The sequence below is a fragment of the Micromonospora chersina genome, from assembly GCF_900091475.1.
Lineage (GTDB): Bacteria > Actinomycetota > Actinomycetes > Mycobacteriales > Micromonosporaceae > Micromonospora > Micromonospora chersina.
In genome coordinates this window covers 4249344-4271197 of sequence record NZ_FMIB01000002.1, presented here as the reverse complement: position 1 = coordinate 4271197, position 21854 = coordinate 4249344, and the positions used below count along the sequence as shown (strand labels likewise).

Sequence of the window (21854 nt, the reverse complement as noted above, 5' to 3'; positions counted from 1 at the left end):
GTCATGCACCTGTCATCCCTGCCCGCTCCGGATGGTCGGTCCGCACCCCGTCATTCAGGCCCCCACGCTCACCGCGCGGCGTCACCGGCCCGGTGGGAACGGTCGGGTTCGGGTGCCGCCCGGCACCGCCGCTCCACACTATCGACGCGCGGCCAGCCTACGGCCGACGGGCGCAGCGGGTCCACGTCGGGTTCTGATCGATCAGCTCACGCCCACCCGGTCCAACGACCGGGTGGGCGCGCGGAAAGCCTTGCCGCGTCAGCGATCCCGACCGTGGGAGCCGCGGCGGCGCCCGCCCCGCGAGCGCTTCGGCCCCTTCTTCCTGGCCGGGCCGACCACCCGTTCGCGGACCACCTCGATCACCGTGGCGGGCGGATCGATCACGTCGGCCCCGCACCGGTGCAACTCCGGCTCGCCGCCACCGAGCCGGGCCACCGCCGCGGCGTGCTCGGCCATCTCCTCGGCGGCGGAGGCGCCCTTGAGCGCCACCAACCGGCCGCCGGGCACCGCCAGCGGGAGGCACCAGGCGGCGAGCCGGTCCAGCGCCGCCACGGCTCGCGCGGTGACGATGTCGGCGCTCAGCGGTTCCCGGTCGCGCGACCCCGTGGCGGCCTCCTCGGCACGTCCGCGGAACACCCGGACCGATCGGGTCAGCCCGAGGTGCTGCACCGCCTCGATCAGGAAGGAGGTCCGCCGGGCGAGCGGCTCGACCAGGGTCACCGTGAGGTCGGGGCGCGCGATGGCCAGCACCAGACCGGGCAAGCCCGCCCCGGAGCCGACGTCGATGACGCTGGCGCCCTCCGGGATCCGCTCGGCCATGGCCGCACAGTTGAGCAGGTGGCGGTCCCAGAGCCGGGGCGTCTCGCGGGGGCCGATCAGGCCGCGCACCACCCCGTCCGTGGCCAGCAGTTCGGCGTACGCGGCGGCCAGGTCGAGCCGGTCGCCGAAGAGGGTACGGGCGGCGTCCGCCAACTCGGGCGGCAACGTCGCCCCCGCCGGGGATGGCTGCTCACCGGCGGACCGGTCCGCACCGTCCATGAAGGACTGTCCCGCTGCGGCGCCCCGGTCACCGGAGGGCGGCCCAGCGGCGGCGGTCGGCTCGGCGAACACCGGGTCGACAGGTCCGCCCGGTGCGGCCGGCTCCGGTGCCGGGGTCCCACCCGCCGGCAGGGGCTCGCTGAGGAAAGCCGGAGTCACCTCCACCGCCGGGTCCGCCGCCACGACCGGCTCCGGACCGGACTCGCCGGAGAAGGTCGGATCCGCCGGGGTCGCGGGTCCCGCCGGCACCGACGGATCGGCCGCGACCTCGCCGGCGGAGAAGACGGGGTCGACGGCCGGGTCGGGATGAACAGGCGACGGCCCGGGCGGCGCGCCGCCCGGGCCGGTCACGGCATCCGCCGTCGTCTCGTCGGAAGCCACCCGCTCAGTCCGCCACCGGCCGGACCACGATCCGGCGGTTCGGCTCGACGCCCTCGGACTCGCTCTCCACGCCGCTCATCGCGTTGACCACGTCGTGCACGCACTTGCGCTCGAAGGCGGACATCGGCTCCAGGCGGACGGGCTCGCCGTACTCCTTGACCTTCTCCACCGCGTTCTTGGCGACGGCGGCCAGCTCCTTGCGCCGGGCGGCGCGGTAGCCACCGACGTCGAGCAGCAGGCGGCTCGGCGAACCGGTCTGCCGGAACACCGCGAGCCGGGCCAGCTCCTGCAGCGCCTCCAGGGTGGCGCCGCGCTGGCCGACCAGGTTCTGGAGGCGGCCACCGACCACCTCGACGACCGGGCGGCCGCCGGAGACCAGCTCGTCGATGTCCCCGTCGTAGTCGAGGATGTCGAGCAGGCCCTCGACGTAGTCGGCGGCGATCTCGCTCTGGCGGAACAGGTCGCTGTCGGCGGGGGCCTTCTTCTCCCGGGCCTCGCCCTGGGTCTCCTCGGCCTCCTCGGGGGTGGCGGCCGGCGCGTTCTCCTCGTCCAGGGACTGGTCGGCGCTGGGGATGCTGGTGTCGGTCACGGTCTCATCTCCGTACTCGCTCGGCCGGACCGTCGGGTCCGCTGGTCTCCCGGGGCCGGCGGGAGGTTTCGCCGGTGCCCTCGGGCACGTCTGTACGGGCCAGTTTCGCCCGTGACCGCGCTCCGCGCGGCGGTTCCGGCCCGGCGCCGACCTCTCGGTGGCAGCTCGGGGGCCGGAACGGGCCGCCACCGGATCTCCGGCGGCGGCCCGGTGGGCTCAGCCCTGTCGCTTGGCGGGGCGGCCGCCGCTCTTCTTCGGGTTGACCGGCTTGGCGCCGGGCTTCGGGCCGGCCACCTTGGGGGCGGCGGCCGGGGCCTTGACGGCCGGCTGGGCGGTCTTGCGGCCGAGCAGGCCACCGGCCTTGGCCGGCTGGGCGGTCTTGCCGGCCGTGGCCTTCCCGGCGGTGCTGCTCTTCGGCGGCACCAGCGGCGGGAACTTCCGCAGCACCCACTGCTGCTGGCCGAGGGTGAAGAGGTTGTTGGTGACCCAGTAGATGATCACACCGATCGGGAAGATGGCGCCGGAGATGAGCAGCGAGAACGGGATGCCGTAGAGCATCAGCCGCTGCACCATGCGCTGCTGCGGGTCCTCCGCCCAACCGGTCTTGAGGATCATCTGCCGGCTGGTCAGGTAGGTCGTGGCGATCATGATGCAGACCAGCACGCCGGCGACGATCTTCACGGTGGTGAGGTTCGCGCCGAGCGACGCCATCTCGGCGGCCGTGGAGCCGAACTTCCCGGAGATCGGGGCGGAGAAGAGCTTCGCGTTCGAGGCGCTGTTGAACTGCTCGACGGTCCAGCCGTACAGGGTCTTGCCCTGGTTGTCGGGGTTGAGCCGCTTGAGCGTGTGGAACAGGCCGAGGAAGACCGGGATCTGGAGGAACATCGGAAGGCAGCCCATGAGCGGGTTGGCCTTTTCCTTCCGGTAGAGCTCCATCATCTCCTTCTGGAGCGTCTCCCGGTCACCCTTGTGCTTCTCCTGCAGCTCCTTGACCTTGGGCTGGAGCGCCTGCATGGCCCGCTGCGACTTGATCTGCTTGACGAAGACCGGGAACAGGATCACCCGGACCGTCACCACCAGGAAGATGATGGAGAGGATCCAGGCCCAGTTCGTGCCGATCACGGCGTCGACCGAGACCCCGATGGCGTCCCAGGCCGAGTGCCAGGTCAGCAGGATCCACGAGATCGCGTAGTAGATCCAGTCGAGACTAAACACTCAGGCTCCAGTCACGTCGGAACGGCGGCGGTCGCCCGGCTCCGGCACCGGGTCGTGTCCACCTGGGTGGAAGGGGTGGCAGCGCGACAGCCGCCGGACCGTCAGCCAGGCTCCCCGCAGCGCACCGTGCCGGGACACCGCCTCGACGGCGTAGGCACTGCACGACGGGTAGAACCGGCAGCGGGCCGGCAGTGCCGGACTTATCCACCGACGGTACGCGATGATGGGCGCCAGCAGCATGCGGGCACCGGTGGTGGGCCGCGGCGCGGCAGTGTGTTCGGTCACCGGGACCGCCGACCCCGGGGGGAGCGCGCGGCGGCGAGGGCGGCGTCCAGGTCGGCGCCGAGCCGGGCGTACGACGCGTCGGCGGCCGGGGGCAGTGCGCGTACCACGAGGGTGCTGCCGGCGGGCAGGTCGGCCAGCCGCTCGCGGACCAGGTGGCGGAGCCGGCGGCGGACCTTGTTCCGGACCACGGCGTTGCCGACGGCCTTGGACACGACGAAGCCGGCGCGGCGGGGTGCGGAGGTATCCGCACCGCTTCTCCGCGCCGGCTCCGGCGAGGGTGTCGCGGTGGATCCGGTCTGCGTGGGGAGCGTCAGGTGGACCACGACGGCGCCACGGCCGACGCGGCGGCCACCCCGAACCGCTGCGGCGAAGTCGCTACTGCGCCGCAGTCGTTGCGCGGCGGCCAGCACGACTGCCCACGTCCCCGGACCGGACCGGTCGGCCTCAGGCCGACAGGCGGGCGCGGCCCTTGGCGCGACGGGTCGAGATGATGGCGCGGCCGGCACGGGTGCGCATGCGCAGCCGGAAGCCGTGGGTCTTCGCGCGCCGGCGGTTGTTCGGCTGGTAGGTGCGCTTGCTCACGTCAGGCTCTCCGTTGTCGTACGCCCCGCGCGGGGGATCGCCCGGGGTCGTGTGGTGGTCCAGGCCACCTCGGGGGTGGCCTCCGATCGGTGCTGCCCGGCGGCGCGGGACCTCGGCGATGCGGGGAAGCGACCGCGGACAGCAAGCACCCATCACCCTAGCAGAGGGCGAGAGAGCAGCCGCTCCAGCCTACGCAGGGCGGCAATGACCGTCAAACCTCACACCCGGGCCCCGACCAGCGCGGGAAGCGCGACCGAAGGGGCGGTTTTCACTGATGTTGACAAGGCTGCCCCGGTGTCGACGGTTGATGGCGCGGGGTCCGCGCTGTTAGCGTGCCCGATTGCGGTCAGCGTCGGGGGGTCCGAGTTTGTCGCTGACCGGCAAGACCGGACAAGGTAGTGAATCGTTCGGCACGGTGAACCCGCTTCAGCGCCTCCGGAAACCAGGGGGGCAGGTCCGACCCGCGTCCGGTGGGCGGCCACAATCGGTCGGTACACACAGGCTGTGGATAACTTGTGGATGACGACCGGTCAGCCGTCCGGGCGGGCGTGAGGAGAGGCGAGGGGGTGGCACGACGGTGACCGGATCGAACGACCTTGCCGCGGTGTGGACGGCGACGACCGACGAGCTCGCCGACGAGATCATCTCCGCGCAGCAGCGGGCGTACCTCCGGTTGACCCGGCTCCGGGCGATCGTCGAGGACACCGCGCTCCTCTCCGTACCGGACGCGTTCACCCGGGACGTGATCGAGTCCCGCCTCCGCCCGGCCATCACCGAGGCGTTGAGCCGCCGGCTCGGCCGGCCCATCCAGGTCGCCGTCACCGTGCGCGTCGCCGAGGATCCGGGCGGCCGTCCGGCCGGCACCGTCTACCGCAGCGGCCCGGAGCCCCTGGCCGGCCCCGCGGACCTGCTCGCCGGCTTCGAGCAGCCCGCTCCGGCGGACACCGCTCCGGGCTTCCCCGACCTGGGCTTCCCGCCGGCCCGGCCGGAGGCCCCCGCGTACGCCGACCCGCGCCCGGAGCCGCCGGCCGAGGAGCCCGCCCCCCGGCAGCGCACCGCCGACGGCGCCCGCCCCCAGCTCATCCCGGCCAGCCGCGACGGGCAGGACACGCTCTTCAGCGCTGCCTTCGCCGAACCGCTGCGCGCCGCCCCCGAGCGCCGGGCCTTCGACGAGCGGGCCCGGGTCGAGGCGCCCGCCCCCGACGCCGGTGGCTACGAGCCCCGCTACCGGGAGGCGGCCGGCCCGGCCGACGCCCCGCCGCTGCGCGGCCTGCCCCGCGACGGCGCCACGGACAGCGGCCCGGGTCGCGGCGCCCCCGACCACCGTCCCGGCGGCCAGTCCGACCGGCGGCTGCCCGGCGGTGCGGAGAGCGGTGGCAACCGGCTCAACCCGAAGTACATGTTCGAGACGTTCGTCATCGGTTCGTCCAACCGCTTCGCCCACGCGGCGAGCGTGGCGGTGGCCGAGTCGCCGGCGAAGGCGTACAACCCGCTGTTCATCTACGGCAGCTCCGGGCTGGGCAAGACCCACCTGCTGCACGCCATCGGGCACTACGCCACGACGCTGGGCAACGCCCGCTCGGTCCGGTACGTCTCGACCGAGGAGTTCACGAACGACTTCATCAACTCGCTGCGGGACGACAAGACGAGCGCGTTCCAGCGCCGCTACCGGGACGTGGACATCCTCCTGATCGACGACATCCAGTTCCTGGAGAACCGGGAGCGGACCCAGGAGGAGTTCTTCCACACCTTCAACACCCTGCACAACGCCAACAAGCAGATCGTGATCACCTCGGACCGTTCGCCCAAGCAGCTGGCGACGCTGGAGGACCGGCTGCGGACCCGCTTCGAGTGGGGCCTGCTCGCCGACATCCAGCCGCCGGACCTGGAGACCCGGATCGCGATCCTCCAGAAGAAGGCGGCGCAGGAGCGGCTGTTCGCCCCGCCGGACGTGCTGGAGTTCATCGCCTCCCGGGTGTCGAACTCGATCCGGGAACTCGAGGGCGCGCTGATCCGGGTCACCGCGTTCGCCAGCCTCACCCGCTCGTCGGTGGAGCTGTCGCTGGCCGAGGAGGTGCTGCGGGACTTCATCCCGGACGGCGCCGGCCCGGAGATCACCGCCGACCAGATCATGGTCTCCACCGCGGACTACTTCGGAGTGAGCCTGGAGGACCTGCGCGGCCACTCCCGGTCCCGGGTGCTGGTCAACGCCCGCCAGGTGGCCATGTACCTGTGCCGGGAGCTGACCGACCTGTCGTTGCCCCGGATCGGGCAGGCGTTCGGCGGTCGGGACCACACGACGGTCATGCACGCCGACCGGAAGATCCGCCAGCAGATGGCGGAGCGGCGCTCGCTCTACAACCAGATCGCCGAGCTGACCAACCGGATCAAGCAGACCACCTGATCCGTACGCCGACACGACGCCCGGCCGGGCTCACCGGCCGGGCTTTTTCGTGCCTGTGCACAGCCGGGGCTTGACCCTCGACCCGGTTCAGGGCCCACGATCAGAGTCGTGTTCATCCACAACTCGGTCCGCTTGTCCACATCCCCTGTGTCACAGGCGGTGGATAACCACGCTCGGTTCCGGTCCGGTTACCCACAGACTGTGGACAACCCCTGGGGACGAGGCTGTGGACGCCTGGGGACGACGGTCGGGTTGTCCACCGACGACGGTCGGCCTGTGGGTGGCCTGTTGAAGGTTCTGGGGACGACGACGGTCGACGGCGTCGGCGCTGTCCACAACACTGGGGAGAAACCCGGTGGATTAGCGGTGGACAACCGGTGGACAGCCGTGGAAAACCCGGCGGCTGGCGACGGCTGTGGACCCGGACACGGGTTGTACCCCTGGTTCTCCACAGCGAAACCACCGGTGGATAACCTGTCTGACCTGGGCGGACGCTGGTTCTCCACAGTTTGCACAGGTGCGATGAAGACGATGAGTTATCTCTTCTAAACAACAAAAACCAATCATCACCGTTGGACTTCCTGTGGATCGGGCCGGAGCACTGCCGCCGGCAGTCGCCCGGGCACCTGGATCCACGGGGTCGGGCGCACAGCCGATGCCCACGCGCCCTAAGGTGCGATGGGTACCCGCACGGTCGGGCGGGACGGGTGGCAGCGGTCGGCATGAGAGAGTTGTCGCTGACGTCGACGCGGAGGCATTGATGAAGTTCCGAGTGGAGCGCGACGCGCTCGCCGAGGCGGTCGCGTGGACCGCCAAGAGCCTGCCCAACCGACCCTCCGTACCGGTGCTGGCCGGGGTGATGCTCCGCGTCACCGACGGCAACCTCCAGGTCTCCGGTTTCGACTACGAGGTCTCCAGCCAGGTCACCGTCGAGGTGCAGGGTGACGCCGACGGCGCCGCCCTGGTCTCCGGCCGGCTGCTCGCCGAGATCACCAAGGCGCTCCCGGCCAAGCCGGTGGACATCGCCGCCGTCGGCGCGCACCTGGAACTGGTCTGCGGCAGCGCCCGGTTCACCCTGCCGACCATGCCGGTCGAGGACTACCCGACCCTGCCCGAGATGCCGGAGAGCGCCGGCACCGTCGACGCGGCCGCGTTCGCCGCCGCGGTGGCCCAGGTGGCCGTGGCCGCCGGCCGCGACGAGACGCTGCCGATGATGACCGGCGTCCGGATCGAGCTGTCCGGCAGCACGCTGGCGATGCTCGCCACCGACCGCTACCGCCTGGCCCTGCGCGAGATGGAGTGGAACCCGGACGACCCGGAGATCAGCCTCAACGCGCTGGTGCCCGCCCGCACGCTGCACGACACCGCCAAGGCCCTCGGCCCGCTCGGCGGCCACGTCACCATGGCGCTGTCTCAGGGCGGCGCCGGCGAGGGCATGATCGGCTTCTCCGGCGGCACCCGCCGGACCACCAGCCGGCTGCTCGACGGGGCCAACTACCCGCCGGTGCGCTCGCTCTTCCCGGCCAGCCACAACGCCGAGGCCCGGGTCCCGGTCGCCACGCTCATCGAGGTGGTCAAGCGGGTGGCCCTGGTCGCCGAGCGCACCACCCCGGTGCTGCTCAGCTTCAGCTCCGACGGCCTGGTGGTCGAGGCCGGCGGCACCGAGGAGGCCCGGGCCAGCGAGGCCATGGAGGCGACCTTCACGGGCGACCCGCTGACCATCGGCTTCAACCCGCAGTACCTGATCGACGGCCTCAGCAACCTGGGCGCCCAGTTCGCCCAGCTGGCGTTCGTCGACGCCTTCAAGCCCGCGGTGATTTCCCCGGCGGGCGAGGATGGCGAGGTCATCCCGGGGTACCGGTACCTCATCATGCCGATCCGCGTGTCCCGCTGATCGACGGCAGCACCACCCAGACGTACGGAGGTAGGAGCAGATGCAGCTCGGCCTGGTAGGACTCGGCCGGATGGGCGGCAACATGCGCGAGCGGTTGCGCGCCGCCGGTCACGAGGTGGTCGGTTACGACCGCAACGCGGAGCTGAGCGACGTCGCGAGCCTCGCGGAGCTGGCCGACAAGCTGGAGTCGCCCCGCGCGGTCTGGGTGATGGTCCCGGCCGGTGTCACCGACGCCACCATCGACGAGCTCGCCGGCGTGCTCGGCGAGGGCGACATCATCATCGACGGCGGCAACTCCCGGTTCAGCGACGACGCCCCGCGCGCCGAGCGCCTCAACGAGCAGGGCATCGGCTACATCGACGTCGGCGTCTCCGGCGGCGTCTGGGGCAAGCAGAACGGGTACGCCCTGATGGTCGGCGGCGCCCAGGAGCACGTCGAGCGCCTCATGCCGATCTTCGAGGCGCTCAAGCCGGCGGGCGAGTTCGGCTTCGTGCACGCCGGCCCGGTCGGCGCCGGCCACTACGCGAAGATGGTGCACAACGGCATCGAGTACGGCCTGATGCACGCCTACGCCGAGGGCTACGAGCTGCTGGCCGCCTCGGAGCTGGTGACAAACGTGCCGGGCGTCTTCAAGTCCTGGCGCGAGGGCACGGTGGTCCGGTCCTGGCTGCTCGACCTGCTGGACCGGGCGCTGGACGAGGACCCGGAGCTGGCCGAGCTGAGCGGCTACACCGAGGACACCGGCGAGGGCCGGTGGACGGTCGACGAGGCGGTCCGGCTCGCCGTGCCGCTCAACGTCATCACCGCCTCGCTGTTCGCCCGGTTCGCCTCCCGGCAGGACGACTCGCCCGCCATGAAGGCCGTCGCCGCGCTGCGCCAGCAGTTCGGCGGCCACGCCGTCCACAAGCGCTGACCGGTATCCACAGCCTGTGTACGTCCGCCGGCTCGAACTTGTCGACTTCCGCTCGTACGAGCGGGTCGGCGTCGACCTGGAGCCGGGCCCGAACGTGCTGGTCGGCGCGAACGGCGTCGGCAAGACCAACCTGGTCGAGGCGTTGGGCTACGTGGCGACCCTGGACTCGCACCGGGTCGCCACGGACGCCCCACTGGTTCGGATGGGCGCCGTCTCGGCGGTGATCCGCTGCGCGGTGGTGCACGAGGGCCGGGAACTCCTGATCGAGCTGGAGATCGTCCCGGGCAAGGCCAACCGGGCCCGGCTGGGCCGTTCCCCGGCCCGCCGCGCCCGGGACGTGCTGGGCGCGCTGCGGCTGGTGCTCTTCGCCCCGGAGGACCTGGAGCTGGTCCGTGGCGACCCGGCGGAGCGCCGCCGCTATCTGGACGACCTGCTGGTGACCCGCCAGCCCCGGTACGCCGGGGTGCGCGCCGACTACGAGCGGGTGGTGAAGCAGCGCAACGCGCTGCTGCGGACGGCGTACCTGGCCCGGAAGACGGGCGGCTCGCGGGGCGGGGACCTGTCCACCCTCGCGGTCTGGGACACCCACCTGGCGCACCACGGGGCGGAGCTGCTGGCCGGCCGGCTGGAGCTGGTCGCCGCACTCACCCCGCACGTGGCCAAGGCGTACGACGCGGTGGCGGCGGGCCGGGGCGCGGCGGGGATCGCGTACCGGCCGTCGGTGGAGCTGCCCGAGTCGACCACGGACCGGGCGGCGCTGGTGGAGGCGCTCGCCGCGGCGCTGACCGCGAGCCGGTCGGCGGAGATCGAGCGGGGCACCACCCTGGTCGGCCCGCACCGCGACGACCTGGCGCTCAGCCTCGGCCCGCTGCCCGCCAAGGGCTACGCCAGCCACGGCGAGTCCTGGTCCTACGCGCTGGCGCTGCGGCTGGCCGGGTACGACCTGCTGCGCGCCGACGGTATCGAGCCGGTGCTGGTGCTGGACGACGTCTTCGCCGAGCTGGATGCCGGCCGGCGGGAGCGGCTGGCCGAGCTGGTGGGCGGCGCGAGCCAGCTCCTGGTGACGTGCGCGGTGGACGACGACGTGCCGGCGACCCTGCGGGGCACCCGGTACGCGGTGGGCGAGGGGACGGTACGCCGTGTCGGATGAGGTGCAGCTCCCGCCCGCACGGCTGGGGCCGGGACGCGGTGGGCGTACCCCTGAGGGGCCGGAGGCGAAGCCGGGCGGTGAGGCCGGTGCGGGCCTGCCGGAGGGTGCGGCCGGGCCGGAGCTGGCCCGGGCGGTGCTGGACGCCGCGAAGGCCCGGCGGCAGGCGGCCGCCGGCACCCGGCGGCGCAGCGCGGTGCGGGGCGACGGTGAGAAGCGGCTGCGCGGCTACTCCGGCCCGGGGCCGGACCCGCGCGACCCGCAGCCGCTCGGCGCCGTGCTGGACAAGCTGGTGAAGGCCCGTGGCTGGCAGCAGCCGGCGGCCGAGGCGACGGTCTTCGGCGCCTGGGAGCGGGTGGTCGGGCCCGAGGTGGCGCAGCACAGCCGACCGGTGAAGCTGGAGAACGGTGAGCTGACCGTGGAGGCGCGCTCGACGGCCTGGGCCACCCAGTTGCGGCTGCTCGCCGGCTCGCTGCTCAAGCAGATCGCCAGCGAGGTGGGCCACAACGTGGTGCGCAAGCTGCACATCCACGGCCCGGCCGCGCCGTCCTGGTCGCGCGGTCCACGGCGGGTGCGCGGCCGCGGCCCCCGCGACACCTACGGCTGACCGTCACCGGTCGCCGCGGCGTGCCTCCCGCTGGGCGCGCTTGAGCTCCCGCTGCTCGCGGCTCCACTGCTTGCGCCGCTCCAGGTCCTGCTTCCACGCCTCGCGCGCCAGCTGCGAGCCGCCCTGCACGGCGCCCTGCACCTGGGAGGGGCCGGCGAGGTTGCGGAACACCCAGCCCATGAGGCGGCCGCCCTTGCCGGAGGCGTCGCCCACCTGCTCGTCGTCGCTCATCCGCCCGCACTCTCCCTCACCGACCAGGCATGATTGGTACGCCAATAATTGGTACACCAATCGTTGCTACGATCGCAACGACGACGAGGAGGACGAGGGTGGCCGACCAGCTCGAGGGCGATCCCCTGGCGCTGGAGCAGCAGGTGTGCTTCGCGCTCTCCGTGGCCGCGCGCGGCGTCGTCGCGGTCTACCGGCCGCTCCTGGAGCCGATGGGGCTCACCCATCCGCAGTACCTGGTCATGCTGGCGCTCTGGCAGTACGCGCCGCTGTCCGTGCGGGAGCTGAGCCGCCTGCTCCAGCTCGACCCCGGCACGCTGTCGCCGCTGCTCAAGCGCCTCGAAGCGGCCGGCTACGTGCGGCGCGAGCGGGACGCCTCGGACGAGCGCAGCCTGGCCGTCTCGCTCACCGCCAGCGGGCAGGCCCTCCGGGAGCAGGCCGAGCGGATCCCCCCGGCGATCGTGCAGCGGCTCGGCCTGCCGCTGGCGGACCTGCGGCACCTGCACACGGTGCTCACCGAGGTGATCGCGGCGGCCAACCGGGCCGCGACGGCCGAGCCCGGCGCCGCCGGGCAGCCGGGTCAGGCGTCGGCGTAGACCGCGAAGCCACGCTCGGCGCAGCGCCGGTAGAAGGCGGCGAGCACGCTCAGCTCGGCGCAGGTGAAGTTCCACTGCGGCGGCTCGCCGCTCTCGTCGCGCAGCTTGTCGAGTCGGCTGTCGAGCCAGCGGAGCTGCTGCTCGGCCAGGCGCCCGTCGCCGAGCAGCGAGCGCAGCACCTCGCTGACCGACTCGAAGGTGACCGCCTCGCCGAACGGGCGGTGCCGGGCCACGAACTTCTCCACACCCTCGGCGATCCAGGAGCAGCCGTCCGGGTCGATCACCGGGTCCTCGTCCTCGGCGGAGTTCTCCGTGGCGTAGAGCACATTCTCCAGCCCGAGGATGAGGTCGACCAGCTCGGTGTACGCGGTCGCCCGCACCGTGCCGGTCTTCGCGATCAGCTCGGCGAGCGCGGCGGTCGGTGCCGAGATGCGTGGCATGTCCACGATCTCGCCGAAGTCGACGAACTCGGCCGGAGCGACCGGGTCGTAGAAGCGGCCGGTCCGCGGCCAGTGCACCGCGACGTTGTCCAGCCCCATCTGGCGTCACCTCTCAGCAAGCACGTTGTCCGACCGGTCGGGTCGATCGTCCCGGTTCCGTCCCCGAAAGATCAAGACCGCAGGCGGCGGCGCCGCAAAAGGTACGGCACGGCAGGTCCCACCGCGACCCCCGGTCGGTCACCGGCCGGTACCGATCCGTGCCGGCCGCGCCCTCGATCAGGGCAACGACGACTTCAGCTCGACGGGTCTGATGCCGCGCCGCGACCGGAAGCCCTCGGTCGCGTGTAGGGGGAGTCGCGGACAGAGCGGTTCGGGCCGCTACGGCATTCTCAGCCGCCCCGGAGGGGGTGCCGAGTGGCGGTTTGGTCGGCTGCGCAGAGTAAGATTGACCGCGAGACGAAAGACCCGACACGGAGCGGCGGACAAGGGCCCCAGGGCCCTTGATCATTGTCCCGCATCGGGTCGAGCCGATCGCGATCCGCGGGCAACCGCGGCGACCGGCGTACGCGATCCGTGACCTGGACATCCGGGGACCGGTCCGTGCGCGCCGACGTCGCGTCCTGTCCGCCGAACCCGCGCCCCGCGCCCTGGCGCGGCCGGTGCGAGAAAGTGGCCGAGGGTGGCAGCGGAGGACAACAAGAAGTACGGCGCCGAGTCGATCACCGTTCTCGAGGGCCTGGAGGCGGTCCGGAAGCGGCCCGGTATGTACATCGGGTCCACCGGTGAACGCGGCCTGCACCACCTCGTGTGGGAGGTCGTCGACAACGCGGTGGACGAGGCGCTGGCCGGCTTCTGCGACACCATCGACGTGGTGCTGCTGGCCGACGGTGGCGTCCGGGTCACCGACAACGGTCGCGGCTTCCCGGTCGACCTCCACCCCAAGCTGAAGAAGCCGGGTGTCGAGGTCGCGCTGACCGTGCTGCACGCGGGCGGCAAGTTCGACGGCAAGGCGTACGCGGTCTCCGGCGGCCTGCACGGCGTCGGCGTGTCGGTGGTGAACGCGCTGTCCACCAAGATGGCCGTGGAGATCCACAAGGACGGCTTCGTCTGGCGCCAGGAATACCACAACTCCAAGCCCACCCCGCTGGAGAAGGGCGAGGCGACCGACCGGACCGGCTCGGCGGTCTCCTTCTGGCCCGACGCCGACGTCTTCGAGACCGTCGACTTCGACTTCCAGACCATCTACCGGCGCCTCCAGGAGATGGCCTTCCTCACCCGTGGCCTCACCATCCACCTGCTCGACGAGCGGGTCGCCGAGGACGAGGAGGGCAAGCCGCGCGAGGTGACCTTCCACTACGAGGGCGGCATCGCCGACTTCGTCCGGCACCTCAACGCCTCCAAGAACCCGATCCACAAGACGGTGGTCGAGTTCGGCGCCGAGGAGGAGGGCATGTCGGTCGAGATCGCCATGCAGTGGAACGAGTCGTACGGCGAGTCGGTCTACACCTTCGCCAACAACATCAACACCCACGAGGGCGGCACCCACGAGGAGGGCTTCCGGGCCGCGCTGACCAGCGTGGTCAACCGCTACGGCGCGGAGAAGAAGCTGCTCAAGGGCGACGAGAAGCTCTCCGGGGAGGACATCCGCGAGGGCCTCGCCGCGATCATCTCGGTCAAGCTGACCAACCCGCAGTTCGAGGGCCAGACGAAGACGAAGCTGGGCAACACCCCGGTGAAGAGCTTCGTGCAGCGGGTCTGCAACGACCGGCTGGTCGACTGGTTCGACCGGAACCCGGCCGAGGCGAAGACCATCATCCAGAAGGCGTCCCAGGCGGCCCGGGCCCGCATCGCCGCCCAGCAGGCCCGCAAGCTGGCCCGGCGCAAGTCGCTGCTGGAGTCCGGCTCGATGCCGGGCAAGCTGGCCGACTGCCAGTCCACCGACCCGCGCGAGTCCGAGGTGTTCATCGTCGAGGGTGACTCCGCCGGCGGCTCGGCCAAGCAGGGGCGTGACCCGCGTACCCAGGCGATCCTGCCGATCCGCGGCAAGATCCTGAACGTGGAGAAGGCCCGGATCGACCGGGTGCTGAAGAACAACGAGGTCCAGGCGCTCATCACCGCCCTGGGCACCGGCATCCACGACGACTTCGACATCGAGAAGCTGCGCTACCACAAGATCGTGCTGATGGCCGACGCCGACGTCGACGGCCAGCACATCCAGACGCTGCTGCTCACCCTGCTCTTCCGCTTCATGCGACCGCTCGTCGAGCTGGGGCACGTCTACCTGGCCGCCCCGCCGCTCTACAAGATCAAGTGGAACAAGAAGGGCGACGACGCGCAGTACGCGTACTCGGACCGGGAGCGGGACGGGCTCATCGCGCTGCGCCAGCAGAAGAAGCCCAACGCCCGGCCGGACGACATCCAGCGGTTCAAGGGTCTCGGCGAGATGAACTATCCCGAGCTGTGGGAGACCACGATGAACCCGGCGACCCGCACCCTGCGCCAGGTGACCCTCGACGACGCCGCAACCGCCGACGAGCTGTTCAGCGTGTTGATGGGCGAGGACGTCGAGGCGCGCCGGTCGTTCATCCAGCGCAACGCCAAGGACGTGCGGTTCCTGGACATCTGACGGACCGGGCCGGGTCGGCCGGAGATCCACCGGCCGGCCCGGCGGTCCACAGAGTTATCCACAGTCTGGCCGGTTTCCACAGCGGTTATCCACAGCACGAAAACGACTCTGAGTCTGATAAGGGTTAACAGTGACCGATACTCCCGAGTCCACGCCGAACGAGCCGGAGACCCCGGAGACACTCGCCGCGGTCGTCGCGCACGACCGGATCGAGCCGGTCGGGCTCGAGGTCGAGATGCAGCGCTCCTACCTCGACTATGCGATGAGCGTGATCGTCGGGCGGGCCCTGCCGGACGTCCGGGACGGGCTCAAGCCGGTCCACCGCAAGATCCTCTACGCCATGTTCGACTCCGGCTACCGGCCGGACCGCGGCTACGTGAAGTGCTCCCGCGTCGTCGGCGACGTCATGGGTCAGTTCCACCCGCACGGCGACTCGGCCATCTACGACGCGCTGGTGCGGATGGCGCAGCCCTGGTCGCTGCGCTACCCCCTGGTCGACGGCAACGGCAACTTCGGCTCGCCGGGCAACGACCCGGCCGCGGCCATGCGGTACACCGAGTGCAAGCTCGACCCGCTGGCCATGGAGATGCTCCGGGACATCGACGAGGACACCGTCGACCTCCAGGACAACTACGACGGCCGGGCCAAGGAGCCCACCATCCTGCCGTCCCGCATCCCCAACCTGCTGATCAACGGCTCCGAGGGCATCGCGGTCGGCATGGCCACCAAGATCCCGCCGCACAACCTGCGCGAGATCGGCGCGGCCGTGCAGTGGTGCCTGGAGAACCCGGAGGCCGACGAGGCCACCACCCTCGAGGCGCTGCTGGAGATCGTCAAGGGCCCGGACTTCCCGACCCACGGCCTGATCGTCGGCCAGGCCGGCATCCAGGACGCCTACCGGACCGGGCGTGGCTCGATCCGGATGCGCGCCGTGGTCGAGGTCGAGGAGGACAAGCGCGGCCGCCCGGCGCTGGTGGTCAGCGAGCTGCCCTACCAGGTCAACCCGGACAACCTGGCCGAGCGCATCGCCGAGCTGATCAAGGAGGGCAAGCTCGGCGGGATCGCCGACATCCGCGACGAGTCCTCCGGGCGCACCGGCATGCGGATCGTGCTCGTGCTCAAGCGCGACGCGGTCGCCAAGGTGGTGCTGAACAACCTCTACAAGCACACCCAGCTCCAGGAGACCTTCGGCGCCAACATGCTGGCGCTTGTCGACGGCGTGCCGCGCACGCTCAACCTGGCCCAGTTCATCCGCTACTACGTCGAGCACCAGATCGAGGTCATCCGCCGGCGGACCGCGTTCCGGCTGCGCAAGGCCGAGGAGCGGGCGCACATCCTGCGGGGTCTGGCCAAGGCGCTGGACGCCCTCGACGAGGTGATCGCCCTCATCCGGCGCTCGCCCACGGTCGAGGACGCCCGCCAGGGCCTCATCCGGCTGCTGGAGATCGACGAGGTCCAGGCGACCGCGATCCTCGACATGCAGCTGCGCCGGCTGGCCGCCCTGGAGCGCCAGCGGATCCTCGACGACCTGGCCAAGCTGGAGCTGGAGATCGCGGACCTCAAGGACATCCTGGCCAAGCCGGAGCGGCAGCGGCGGATCGTCTCCGAGGAGCTGGGCGAGATCGTCGCCAAGTGGGGCGACGACCGGCGCACCAAGATCGTGCCGTTCGACGGCGAGGTCTCGATGGAGGACCTCATCGCCCGCGAGGACGTGGTCGTCACGATCACGCGCACCGGATACGCCAAGCGCACCAAGGTCGACCTCTACCGCTCGCAGCGGCGCGGCGGCAAGGGCGTCAGCGGGGCGACACTGCGGCAGGACGACATCGTCAGCCACTTCTTCGTATGCTCCACCCACGACTGGATCCTGTTCTTCACGAACAAGGGCCGGGTCTACCGGGCCAAGGCCTACGAGCTTCCCGAAGCCAGTAGGGTGGCCAAGGGCCAGCACGTGGCCAATCTGCTCGCCTTCCAAGCGGACGAGCAGATCGCGCAGATCATCGAAATTCCGAACTACCAGGTGGCGCCCTACCTGGTACTGGCCACGAAGAACGGCCTGGTGAAGAAGACGCGGCTCGAGGAGTTCGACTCCAACCGTTCCGGCGGAGTCATCGCGATCAACCTGCGCGATGAGGACGAGCTGGTCGGTGCTGCCCTCGTCGCCCCGACCGACGACCTGCTGCTGGTCTCCAAGAACGCCCAGGCGATCCGCTTCAACGCCAGCGACGAGGCGCTGCGCCCGATGGGCCGGGCCACCTCGGGTGTGATCGGCATGCGGTTCAGCGAGGAGGATGTCCTGCTCGCGATGGAGGTCGTCCGCGAGGGCATGGAAATGGACGTGCTGGTCGCGACGAACGGGGGATACGCGAAACGTACCCCGATCGAGGAATACCCGGTCCAGGGCCGGGGAGGTAAGGGCGTGCTGACTGCGAAGATCACCGAGCGACGCGGTGGTCTGGTCGGTGCCGTGGTGATCAGCCCGGACGACGAGCTGTTCGCCATCACCAGCAACGGTGGCGTCATCCGGACTCCGGTGAAGCCTGTACGCCGTACGCGGGACCGGAACACAATGGGGGTCAAGCTGATGGACCTCCCGGACGGCGTGACTATCGTGGCGATTGCTCGCAATGCCGACGAGCCTGACGAACAGGACTAGTTGATGACGGAGACACAGGCGAAGTCGGGGAACAAGGGGACCTCGGCCAACCCGGTCGACGAGGAGGCCGCACAGGGCGGTACACCAGCGACCGGCCGCGCGGCCGTGGGCCGGGCCACCGTCCCCGCCGACGCGCCTGCCCCGAAGTTCACCCGGGCCCCCGGCATGGCACCGCCACCGGACAAGCCCGGCGAGGACTCGCGGCCGTCCGACCAGGCCGAGACGAAGGTCGACGCCCCGACGTCGGCCGACGGCCTGGCCGCCCCGGCGGCGGCGAAGCCCGCCACGACCGCCACGACCCCGCAGCCGGCCAAGCCGGCGGCGGCCGCCCGGCCGTCCACCGGCACCACCGGTACCCAGCCGCGTGTCGGCGCCGGCCTCGGCACGGCACCGAAGCCGTCGCCGGACGGCGCGCGTCCCGGCACCCCGGGCCGCCCCGCCAACGGGGGCGGCTTGCCGCCGGGCATCAGCGGTGCCGCGGCCGTCGGGGCCGCCCGCGTGGGTGAGGCGGTACGCGCCGCGCGTACCTCGGTCAGTTCGGCCGCGTCGCGCGGGCCGCGCCGGGCCCGGCTGAACCTCAAGCGGATCGACCCGTGGTCCGTGATGAAGTTCGCGTTCGCGGTCTCCGTGGTGCTCTTCATCGTGGTTGTCGTCGCCACCTCCGTGCTCTACCTGGCGCTGGACGCCATGGGCGTGTTCAAGAGCGTCAACGACAGCCTCACCGACCTGGTGAACGCCGGCGGCGGGCAGGGCGGCGGCGGCTTCCGGATCACCGCCAAGGGCGTGATCCTCAGCTCGGCGCTGATCGGCCTGGTCAACGTGGTGCTCTTCACCGCGCTGGCCACGCTGGGCGCGTTCGTCTACAACGTCTGCGCCGACCTGGTCGGCGGGATCGAGCTGACGCTCGCCGAGCGCGACTGAACCCGACGACGCCGGGGCACCGCGTAAAGCGGTCGCCCCGGCGTCGCGTGTCCGGGTAGGTTCGAAGGTGGCGTGGGTGAGCCGCGCCGCCACGGGCCCCCCGATTTGGGAGCCACGGCGGCGATGGGTTAACCTTGCTCGTCGCTACGCGGGGCTATAGCTCAGTCGGTTAGAGCGCAGAGCTGATAACTCTGAGGTCGCTGGTTCGATTCCAGCTAGCCCCACCGCACATCGTCCGACGATAGTCGAGCGCGAGGGGTCAAGCCCATGTTCAAGAAGCTCCTGATCCTGGTCGGCGTCGTCGGCGTGGCCGCCGTCGTGGCCAAGAAGATCAAGGCCTCGAACGACGAGCGCGCTCTCTGGCACGAGGCGACCACCGCGCCCGACCTGCGCTGACCGCGCCTCCTCCGACTGCCGGCACCGGGCGACTCCGCCCGTCTCGGGGCCCTAGCTCAACTGGCAGAGCACTGCCTTTGCAAGGCAGGGGTTAGGGGTTCAAGTCCCCTGGGCTCCACCATCTTCACTCCGCACCTGCGGTTCGGTCCTACATCGGGTCGATCGACAGCAGGTAGCGACATGCGGCTACTGCGGAACCCACTGCGGCTACGGCCAGGACGAGGTACCCGTAGCGGATGCAGCGCTCCACCGGGCCGCCGTTCGGCTCCTCGGGGACTCGGTCAAGCATGGACGTCACCCCCTGCCGTTGGTGGCGCCCTGCGTTCATCTGGTAGCCCCGGGGCAGGTTGAGGTTGAGAGCTGCGAGCCGGATCGAACGTGCGTCGCGCACCAGAAGATGCGGGGTGAAGTGGGTGTCGGTGTCCACGCCCTCGACCAGGGAGCGGGGGATGACGTATCGCCGGAAGGGGTTCCTGACGATCACGTGTCTCGGCGTGACGACGATCGAGGCCGCTGGGCCGCTCAGGTGCACCAGGGCGAGGCCGGCAGCGTCCAGGGCGAACAAGGAGGCCACCATGGCAGGTCCCGTGGACCAGTGGGCCGCTATCGGCAACGACATGCCCAAGCCCCACACGAGGGCGAACACCAGATGCACCGGCTCCAGCCGCCGGTAGGTTTCCTGGACGTCGACCACAGGCTGGACGGTAACGATCGCGGGCAAGCGCGAGGGTCAGAGCATCGTCGCGGACATCCACCAGACTCTGTGCGAGCAGTGATTGATCAGAGCTCGTACCTGCTGCGATGCCTGGATCGTGGTGGACGAGGGAGTCGCCGTCGAACGAGGTGACCGTTGGCCACACGGGGTGTGAGTCCGCCGGTCACCCAGCACAGGACGAGGGTCGCGACGAGACTCACGAGCCCGGGGATCTGCCAGAAGCGCGCGGCGGCAACCTCGCCCGGGGTCTCGGATGCGATGAGGCCGCTGGGGTCGACCAGCACCGTCAGCGTCTCGCCTACGGCGAATTCATCCCAGTCCCGGCAGATCTTGCCGAAGACGGGGCTGGCATCGGTGCGCTGTAGGCGGTAGCAGTGCTCTTCCTGTTTGCCCCCACGGCCGTGGTAGCGGTTGACGTCGTGGTCCACGACTGTCGCCACCACCGGCTGCCCCCGCAGATCCAGCACCGTGAGCCGAGGGGCGAACATCATGGCGATGACCCAGAAGAGCGACGCGACGAAGGCGGCCATCGCCACGGCCTTCACCGCGAGCGAGGCCCGCTGCCACATGGTTTGGGTCAACACGAGTTGGCTGGCAATCACCAGTGCTACGACCGACGAGATGATGGCCAGCCACCCCGACCAGGCGAACAGGCTGGTGAGCGCCGCGACCGCGCCGGGCGCCGTGAAGCATGCGATCAGGGAAAGCCGGTGGCGACGCGCGGTGCCGGGGTGGGAGCGCGACGGTGCCACGTGCTGGATTGTGGCCCGCGCTTGCAACAACCAGAGGTGCGCCACGGTCAGGCCGAGTACGGCTGCTAGATCAACCAGTACGATCCGAGTGCAGACGGGCACCGCAAGCGGGGGTGGCATGGTCCGGGGCTGGCACGGCTGGCTCGGCACGTTCAACGGGCGGGATCTGTTCACGATCCTCGGGGCCGGGCCGCTGACGGTGACGGTCCAGATCGTCGGCAACCTGCTGGTGTTCGCGGCGCTGGGGTTCCTCGCCACGCTGCGGTTCGCGGCGCTGGCGTCGGTGCCGCGGATCCTGGCGCTCGCGGCCGGCTGCTCGGTCCTGGTCGAGGTCGCGCAGTACGCCCTGCGGCTGGGCCGGGTGTCCTCTGTGGATGACGTGCTGCTCAACACCGCCGGCGCCGGGCTGGCCTCGCTGGCGTCGCGCCGCTGGTGGCGCGCCTCGGCCGGAGCGCCGTCGGATCGACCGCGAGCGGCACTGGTGCCGGACCGCTGAGCCGCCGCTGCCGCGGGAGGGCCTAATCCTTCTCCCACTGGTGCTGCCGCTCGGTGTGGAACGGCCGGTCACCCAGGGGATGGCCCGGGAGGGAGACGCAGTTCTGGCCCGGGTGAGCGCCGCAGACCGGGCAGTCGCACATGTCCTCGGGCGCCAGGCAGGGCTGCCCATGACCGCGCCGTACGGTGCACACCGCGTAGCCGATCTCCGCGGCGGCCCGGTGCAACTCCTCGTCCTCGTGTCGCACCGCGGCCTGGCGGACCCGCCGAACGGCGTTCCGGAACAGGGTCAGCAGCTCCGCGTCGTCATCCGCCACGTTCCGAGAATAGGGATCCGGAGCGCGGGAGGCGGTCAGGTCTCCGGGGCTCCACCATTCGCGTCACCAGGGCCGGCGGGAGGAGCCGTCCGCAGGGCGGTTCCGTCGGGCCGTTCGGCGAAACACCGGGGCGGATCGATCAGGAATCAAGAAGCCCGGGCACGACGCCGTGCCTAGCATGATCGTCATGGACATCACCATCCACACGAGCTTCCTGCCGCACGTCGACCCGGACGAGTCGCTGGCCTTCTACCGCGACGTCCTCGGCTTCGAGGTCCGCAACGACGTCGGCCGGGGCAAGATGCGCTGGATCACGGTCGGCCCCGCCGGCCAGCCCGACACGTCCATCCTCCTGGCGCCGCCGGCCGTCGATCCCGGGATCACCGACGACGAGCGCCGCACCATCGCCGAGATGATGGCGAAGGGCACCTACGGCTGGATCCTGCTGGCCACCCGCAACCTCGACGACACCTTCGAGAAGGTGCAGGCCAGCGACGCCGAGGTCGTCCAGGAGCCGACCGAGCAGCCGTACGGCATCCGCGACTGCGCCTTCCGCGACCCGGCCGGCAATCTGGTCCGCATCCAGGAGCTTCGCTGACCCGTCCGGTCATCCGTCCCGCCCGTCCAAGGCCGGCGCCTCGGGCACCGAGGAAAGGA

The 21854-nt window shown here is 71.2% G+C and carries 23 protein-coding genes and 2 tRNA genes; 14 read left to right on the top strand and 11 right to left on the bottom strand.

Features of this window, described 5'->3' with window-relative positions; all coding sequences use genetic code 11:
- Nucleotides 1-258: 258 nt before the first annotated feature.
- The 6 genes from rsmG to rpmH all read right to left on the bottom strand — a co-directional run bounded on the left by rsmG (nucleotide 259) and on the right by rpmH (nucleotide 4090).
- Nucleotides 259-1038 (bottom strand): 16S rRNA (guanine(527)-N(7))-methyltransferase RsmG, encoded by a 780-nt coding sequence (rsmG, locus tag GA0070603_RS19880; RefSeq protein WP_208863052.1) that lies wholly within the window; start codon nucleotides 1036-1038, stop codon nucleotides 259-261.
- A 385-nt stretch (nucleotides 1039-1423) separates the two neighbouring features.
- On the bottom strand, nucleotides 1424-2008 hold the full coding sequence (locus GA0070603_RS19875; RefSeq protein ID WP_091316278.1) for a Jag family protein: 585 nt from the start codon (nucleotides 2006-2008) through the stop codon (nucleotides 1424-1426).
- Between the two features lie 216 nt (nucleotides 2009-2224).
- Entirely contained in the window at nucleotides 2225-3223 is a 999-nt protein-coding gene (gene yidC, locus GA0070603_RS19870) for a membrane protein insertase YidC (protein ID WP_091316275.1), read from the bottom strand.
- Complete coding sequence (gene yidD, locus GA0070603_RS19865; protein ID WP_013477538.1) at nucleotides 3224-3463, bottom strand: membrane protein insertion efficiency factor YidD; 240 nt, start codon at nucleotides 3461-3463, stop codon at nucleotides 3224-3226.
- 41 nt (nucleotides 3464-3504) lie between these two features.
- Nucleotides 3505-3918: a ribonuclease P protein component gene (gene rnpA, locus GA0070603_RS19860; protein ID WP_091316273.1), complete on the bottom strand. Its 414-nt coding sequence runs from the start codon at nucleotides 3916-3918 to the stop codon at nucleotides 3505-3507.
- 34 nt (nucleotides 3919-3952) lie between these two features.
- Entirely contained in the window at nucleotides 3953-4090 is a 138-nt protein-coding gene (gene rpmH / locus GA0070603_RS19855) for a 50S ribosomal protein L34 (RefSeq protein ID WP_013736606.1), read from the bottom strand.
- Nucleotides 4091-4667: 577 nt separating this feature from the next.
- On the opposite strand from rpmH, the gene dnaA reads away from it, so the two are divergent.
- The 5 genes from dnaA to GA0070603_RS19830 all read left to right on the top strand — a co-directional run bounded on the left by dnaA (nucleotide 4668) and on the right by GA0070603_RS19830 (nucleotide 11055).
- Nucleotides 4668-6494 (top strand): chromosomal replication initiator protein DnaA, encoded by a 1827-nt coding sequence (gene dnaA / locus GA0070603_RS19850; RefSeq protein WP_091316270.1) that lies wholly within the window; start codon nucleotides 4668-4670, stop codon nucleotides 6492-6494.
- 760 nt (nucleotides 6495-7254) lie between these two features.
- Complete coding sequence (gene dnaN / locus GA0070603_RS19845) at nucleotides 7255-8388, top strand: DNA polymerase III subunit beta (protein ID WP_091316268.1); 1134 nt, start codon at nucleotides 7255-7257, stop codon at nucleotides 8386-8388.
- A 40-nt stretch (nucleotides 8389-8428) separates the two neighbouring features.
- Nucleotides 8429-9301, top strand: coding sequence for a phosphogluconate dehydrogenase (NAD(+)-dependent, decarboxylating) (gnd, locus tag GA0070603_RS19840; protein WP_091316265.1), 873 nt, complete (start codon nucleotides 8429-8431; stop codon nucleotides 9299-9301).
- A 16-nt stretch (nucleotides 9302-9317) separates the two neighbouring features.
- The gene (gene recF / locus GA0070603_RS19835) at nucleotides 9318-10451 is read left to right on the top strand and encodes a DNA replication/repair protein RecF (protein ID WP_091316262.1); all 1134 of its coding nucleotides are present in this window, start codon (nucleotides 9318-9320) and stop codon (nucleotides 10449-10451) included.
- The gene (locus tag GA0070603_RS19830; protein ID WP_091316259.1) at nucleotides 10441-11055 is read left to right on the top strand and encodes a DciA family protein; all 615 of its coding nucleotides are present in this window, start codon (nucleotides 10441-10443) and stop codon (nucleotides 11053-11055) included. The genes recF and GA0070603_RS19830 overlap by 11 nt, the downstream gene beginning before the upstream one ends.
- 3 nt (nucleotides 11056-11058) lie before the next feature.
- Here the strand turns inward: GA0070603_RS19830 and GA0070603_RS19825 are convergent, their stop codons facing one another.
- Nucleotides 11059-11286, bottom strand: a complete 228-nt coding sequence (locus tag GA0070603_RS19825) for a hypothetical protein (RefSeq protein WP_091316256.1) — start codon at nucleotides 11284-11286, stop codon at nucleotides 11059-11061.
- Between the two features lie 98 nt (nucleotides 11287-11384).
- Between GA0070603_RS19825 and GA0070603_RS19820 the strand changes: the two genes are divergently transcribed.
- Nucleotides 11385-11879: a MarR family winged helix-turn-helix transcriptional regulator gene (locus GA0070603_RS19820; RefSeq protein ID WP_091316250.1), complete on the top strand. Its 495-nt coding sequence runs from the start codon at nucleotides 11385-11387 to the stop codon at nucleotides 11877-11879.
- Here GA0070603_RS19820 and GA0070603_RS19815 read toward each other — a convergent pair.
- Nucleotides 11864-12418 (bottom strand): hypothetical protein, encoded by a 555-nt coding sequence (locus GA0070603_RS19815; RefSeq protein WP_091316247.1) that lies wholly within the window; start codon nucleotides 12416-12418, stop codon nucleotides 11864-11866. The two genes, GA0070603_RS19820 and GA0070603_RS19815, sit on opposite strands and share 16 nt — an antisense overlap.
- Before the next feature lie 580 nt (nucleotides 12419-12998).
- Here GA0070603_RS19815 and gyrB point away from each other — a divergent pair.
- The 6 genes from gyrB to GA0070603_RS19790 all read left to right on the top strand — a co-directional run bounded on the left by gyrB (nucleotide 12999) and on the right by GA0070603_RS19790 (nucleotide 19039).
- Nucleotides 12999-14945 carry a DNA topoisomerase (ATP-hydrolyzing) subunit B gene (gene gyrB / locus GA0070603_RS19810; RefSeq protein ID WP_091316244.1) on the top strand — a complete coding sequence of 649 codons (1947 nt, stop codon included), beginning with the start codon at nucleotides 12999-13001 and terminating at the stop codon, nucleotides 14943-14945.
- A 130-nt stretch (nucleotides 14946-15075) separates the two neighbouring features.
- Nucleotides 15076-17601 carry a DNA gyrase subunit A gene (gyrA, locus tag GA0070603_RS19805; protein ID WP_091264894.1) on the top strand — a complete coding sequence of 842 codons (2526 nt, stop codon included), beginning with the start codon at nucleotides 15076-15078 and terminating at the stop codon, nucleotides 17599-17601.
- Nucleotides 17602-17604: 3 nt separating this feature from the next.
- Entirely contained in the window at nucleotides 17605-18522 is a 918-nt protein-coding gene (locus GA0070603_RS19800; RefSeq protein ID WP_091316242.1) for a DUF3566 domain-containing protein, read from the top strand.
- 150 nt (nucleotides 18523-18672) lie between these two features.
- Nucleotides 18673-18746: transfer RNA gene (locus GA0070603_RS19795), tRNA-Ile, on the top strand.
- A gap of 43 nt (nucleotides 18747-18789) precedes the next feature.
- Entirely contained in the window at nucleotides 18790-18918 is a 129-nt protein-coding gene (locus GA0070603_RS31790; protein ID WP_208862918.1) for a DLW-39 family protein, read from the top strand.
- A gap of 45 nt (nucleotides 18919-18963) precedes the next feature.
- Nucleotides 18964-19039 (top strand) — tRNA-Ala (locus GA0070603_RS19790).
- Between the two features lie 27 nt (nucleotides 19040-19066).
- Here the strand turns inward: GA0070603_RS19790 and GA0070603_RS19785 are convergent.
- Nucleotides 19067-19612 (bottom strand): PH domain-containing protein, encoded by a 546-nt coding sequence (locus GA0070603_RS19785; protein ID WP_139131903.1) that lies wholly within the window; start codon nucleotides 19610-19612, stop codon nucleotides 19067-19069.
- 86 nt (nucleotides 19613-19698) lie between these two features.
- Complete coding sequence (locus GA0070603_RS19780; RefSeq protein ID WP_139131902.1) at nucleotides 19699-20385, bottom strand: hypothetical protein; 687 nt, start codon at nucleotides 20383-20385, stop codon at nucleotides 19699-19701.
- A gap of 88 nt (nucleotides 20386-20473) precedes the next feature.
- On the opposite strand from GA0070603_RS19780, the gene GA0070603_RS19775 reads away from it, so the two are divergent.
- Entirely contained in the window at nucleotides 20474-20881 is a 408-nt protein-coding gene (locus tag GA0070603_RS19775) for a VanZ family protein (protein WP_244282562.1), read from the top strand.
- 22 nt (nucleotides 20882-20903) lie between these two features.
- Here the strand turns inward: GA0070603_RS19775 and GA0070603_RS19770 are convergent, their stop codons facing one another.
- The gene (locus tag GA0070603_RS19770) at nucleotides 20904-21197 is read right to left on the bottom strand and encodes a hypothetical protein (protein ID WP_091316233.1); all 294 of its coding nucleotides are present in this window, start codon (nucleotides 21195-21197) and stop codon (nucleotides 20904-20906) included.
- A gap of 187 nt (nucleotides 21198-21384) precedes the next feature.
- On the opposite strand from GA0070603_RS19770, the gene GA0070603_RS19765 reads away from it, so the two are divergent.
- Nucleotides 21385-21795 carry a VOC family protein gene (locus GA0070603_RS19765; RefSeq protein WP_091322129.1) on the top strand — a complete coding sequence of 137 codons (411 nt, stop codon included), beginning with the start codon at nucleotides 21385-21387 and terminating at the stop codon, nucleotides 21793-21795.
- Nucleotides 21796-21854 lie beyond the last annotated feature (59 nt).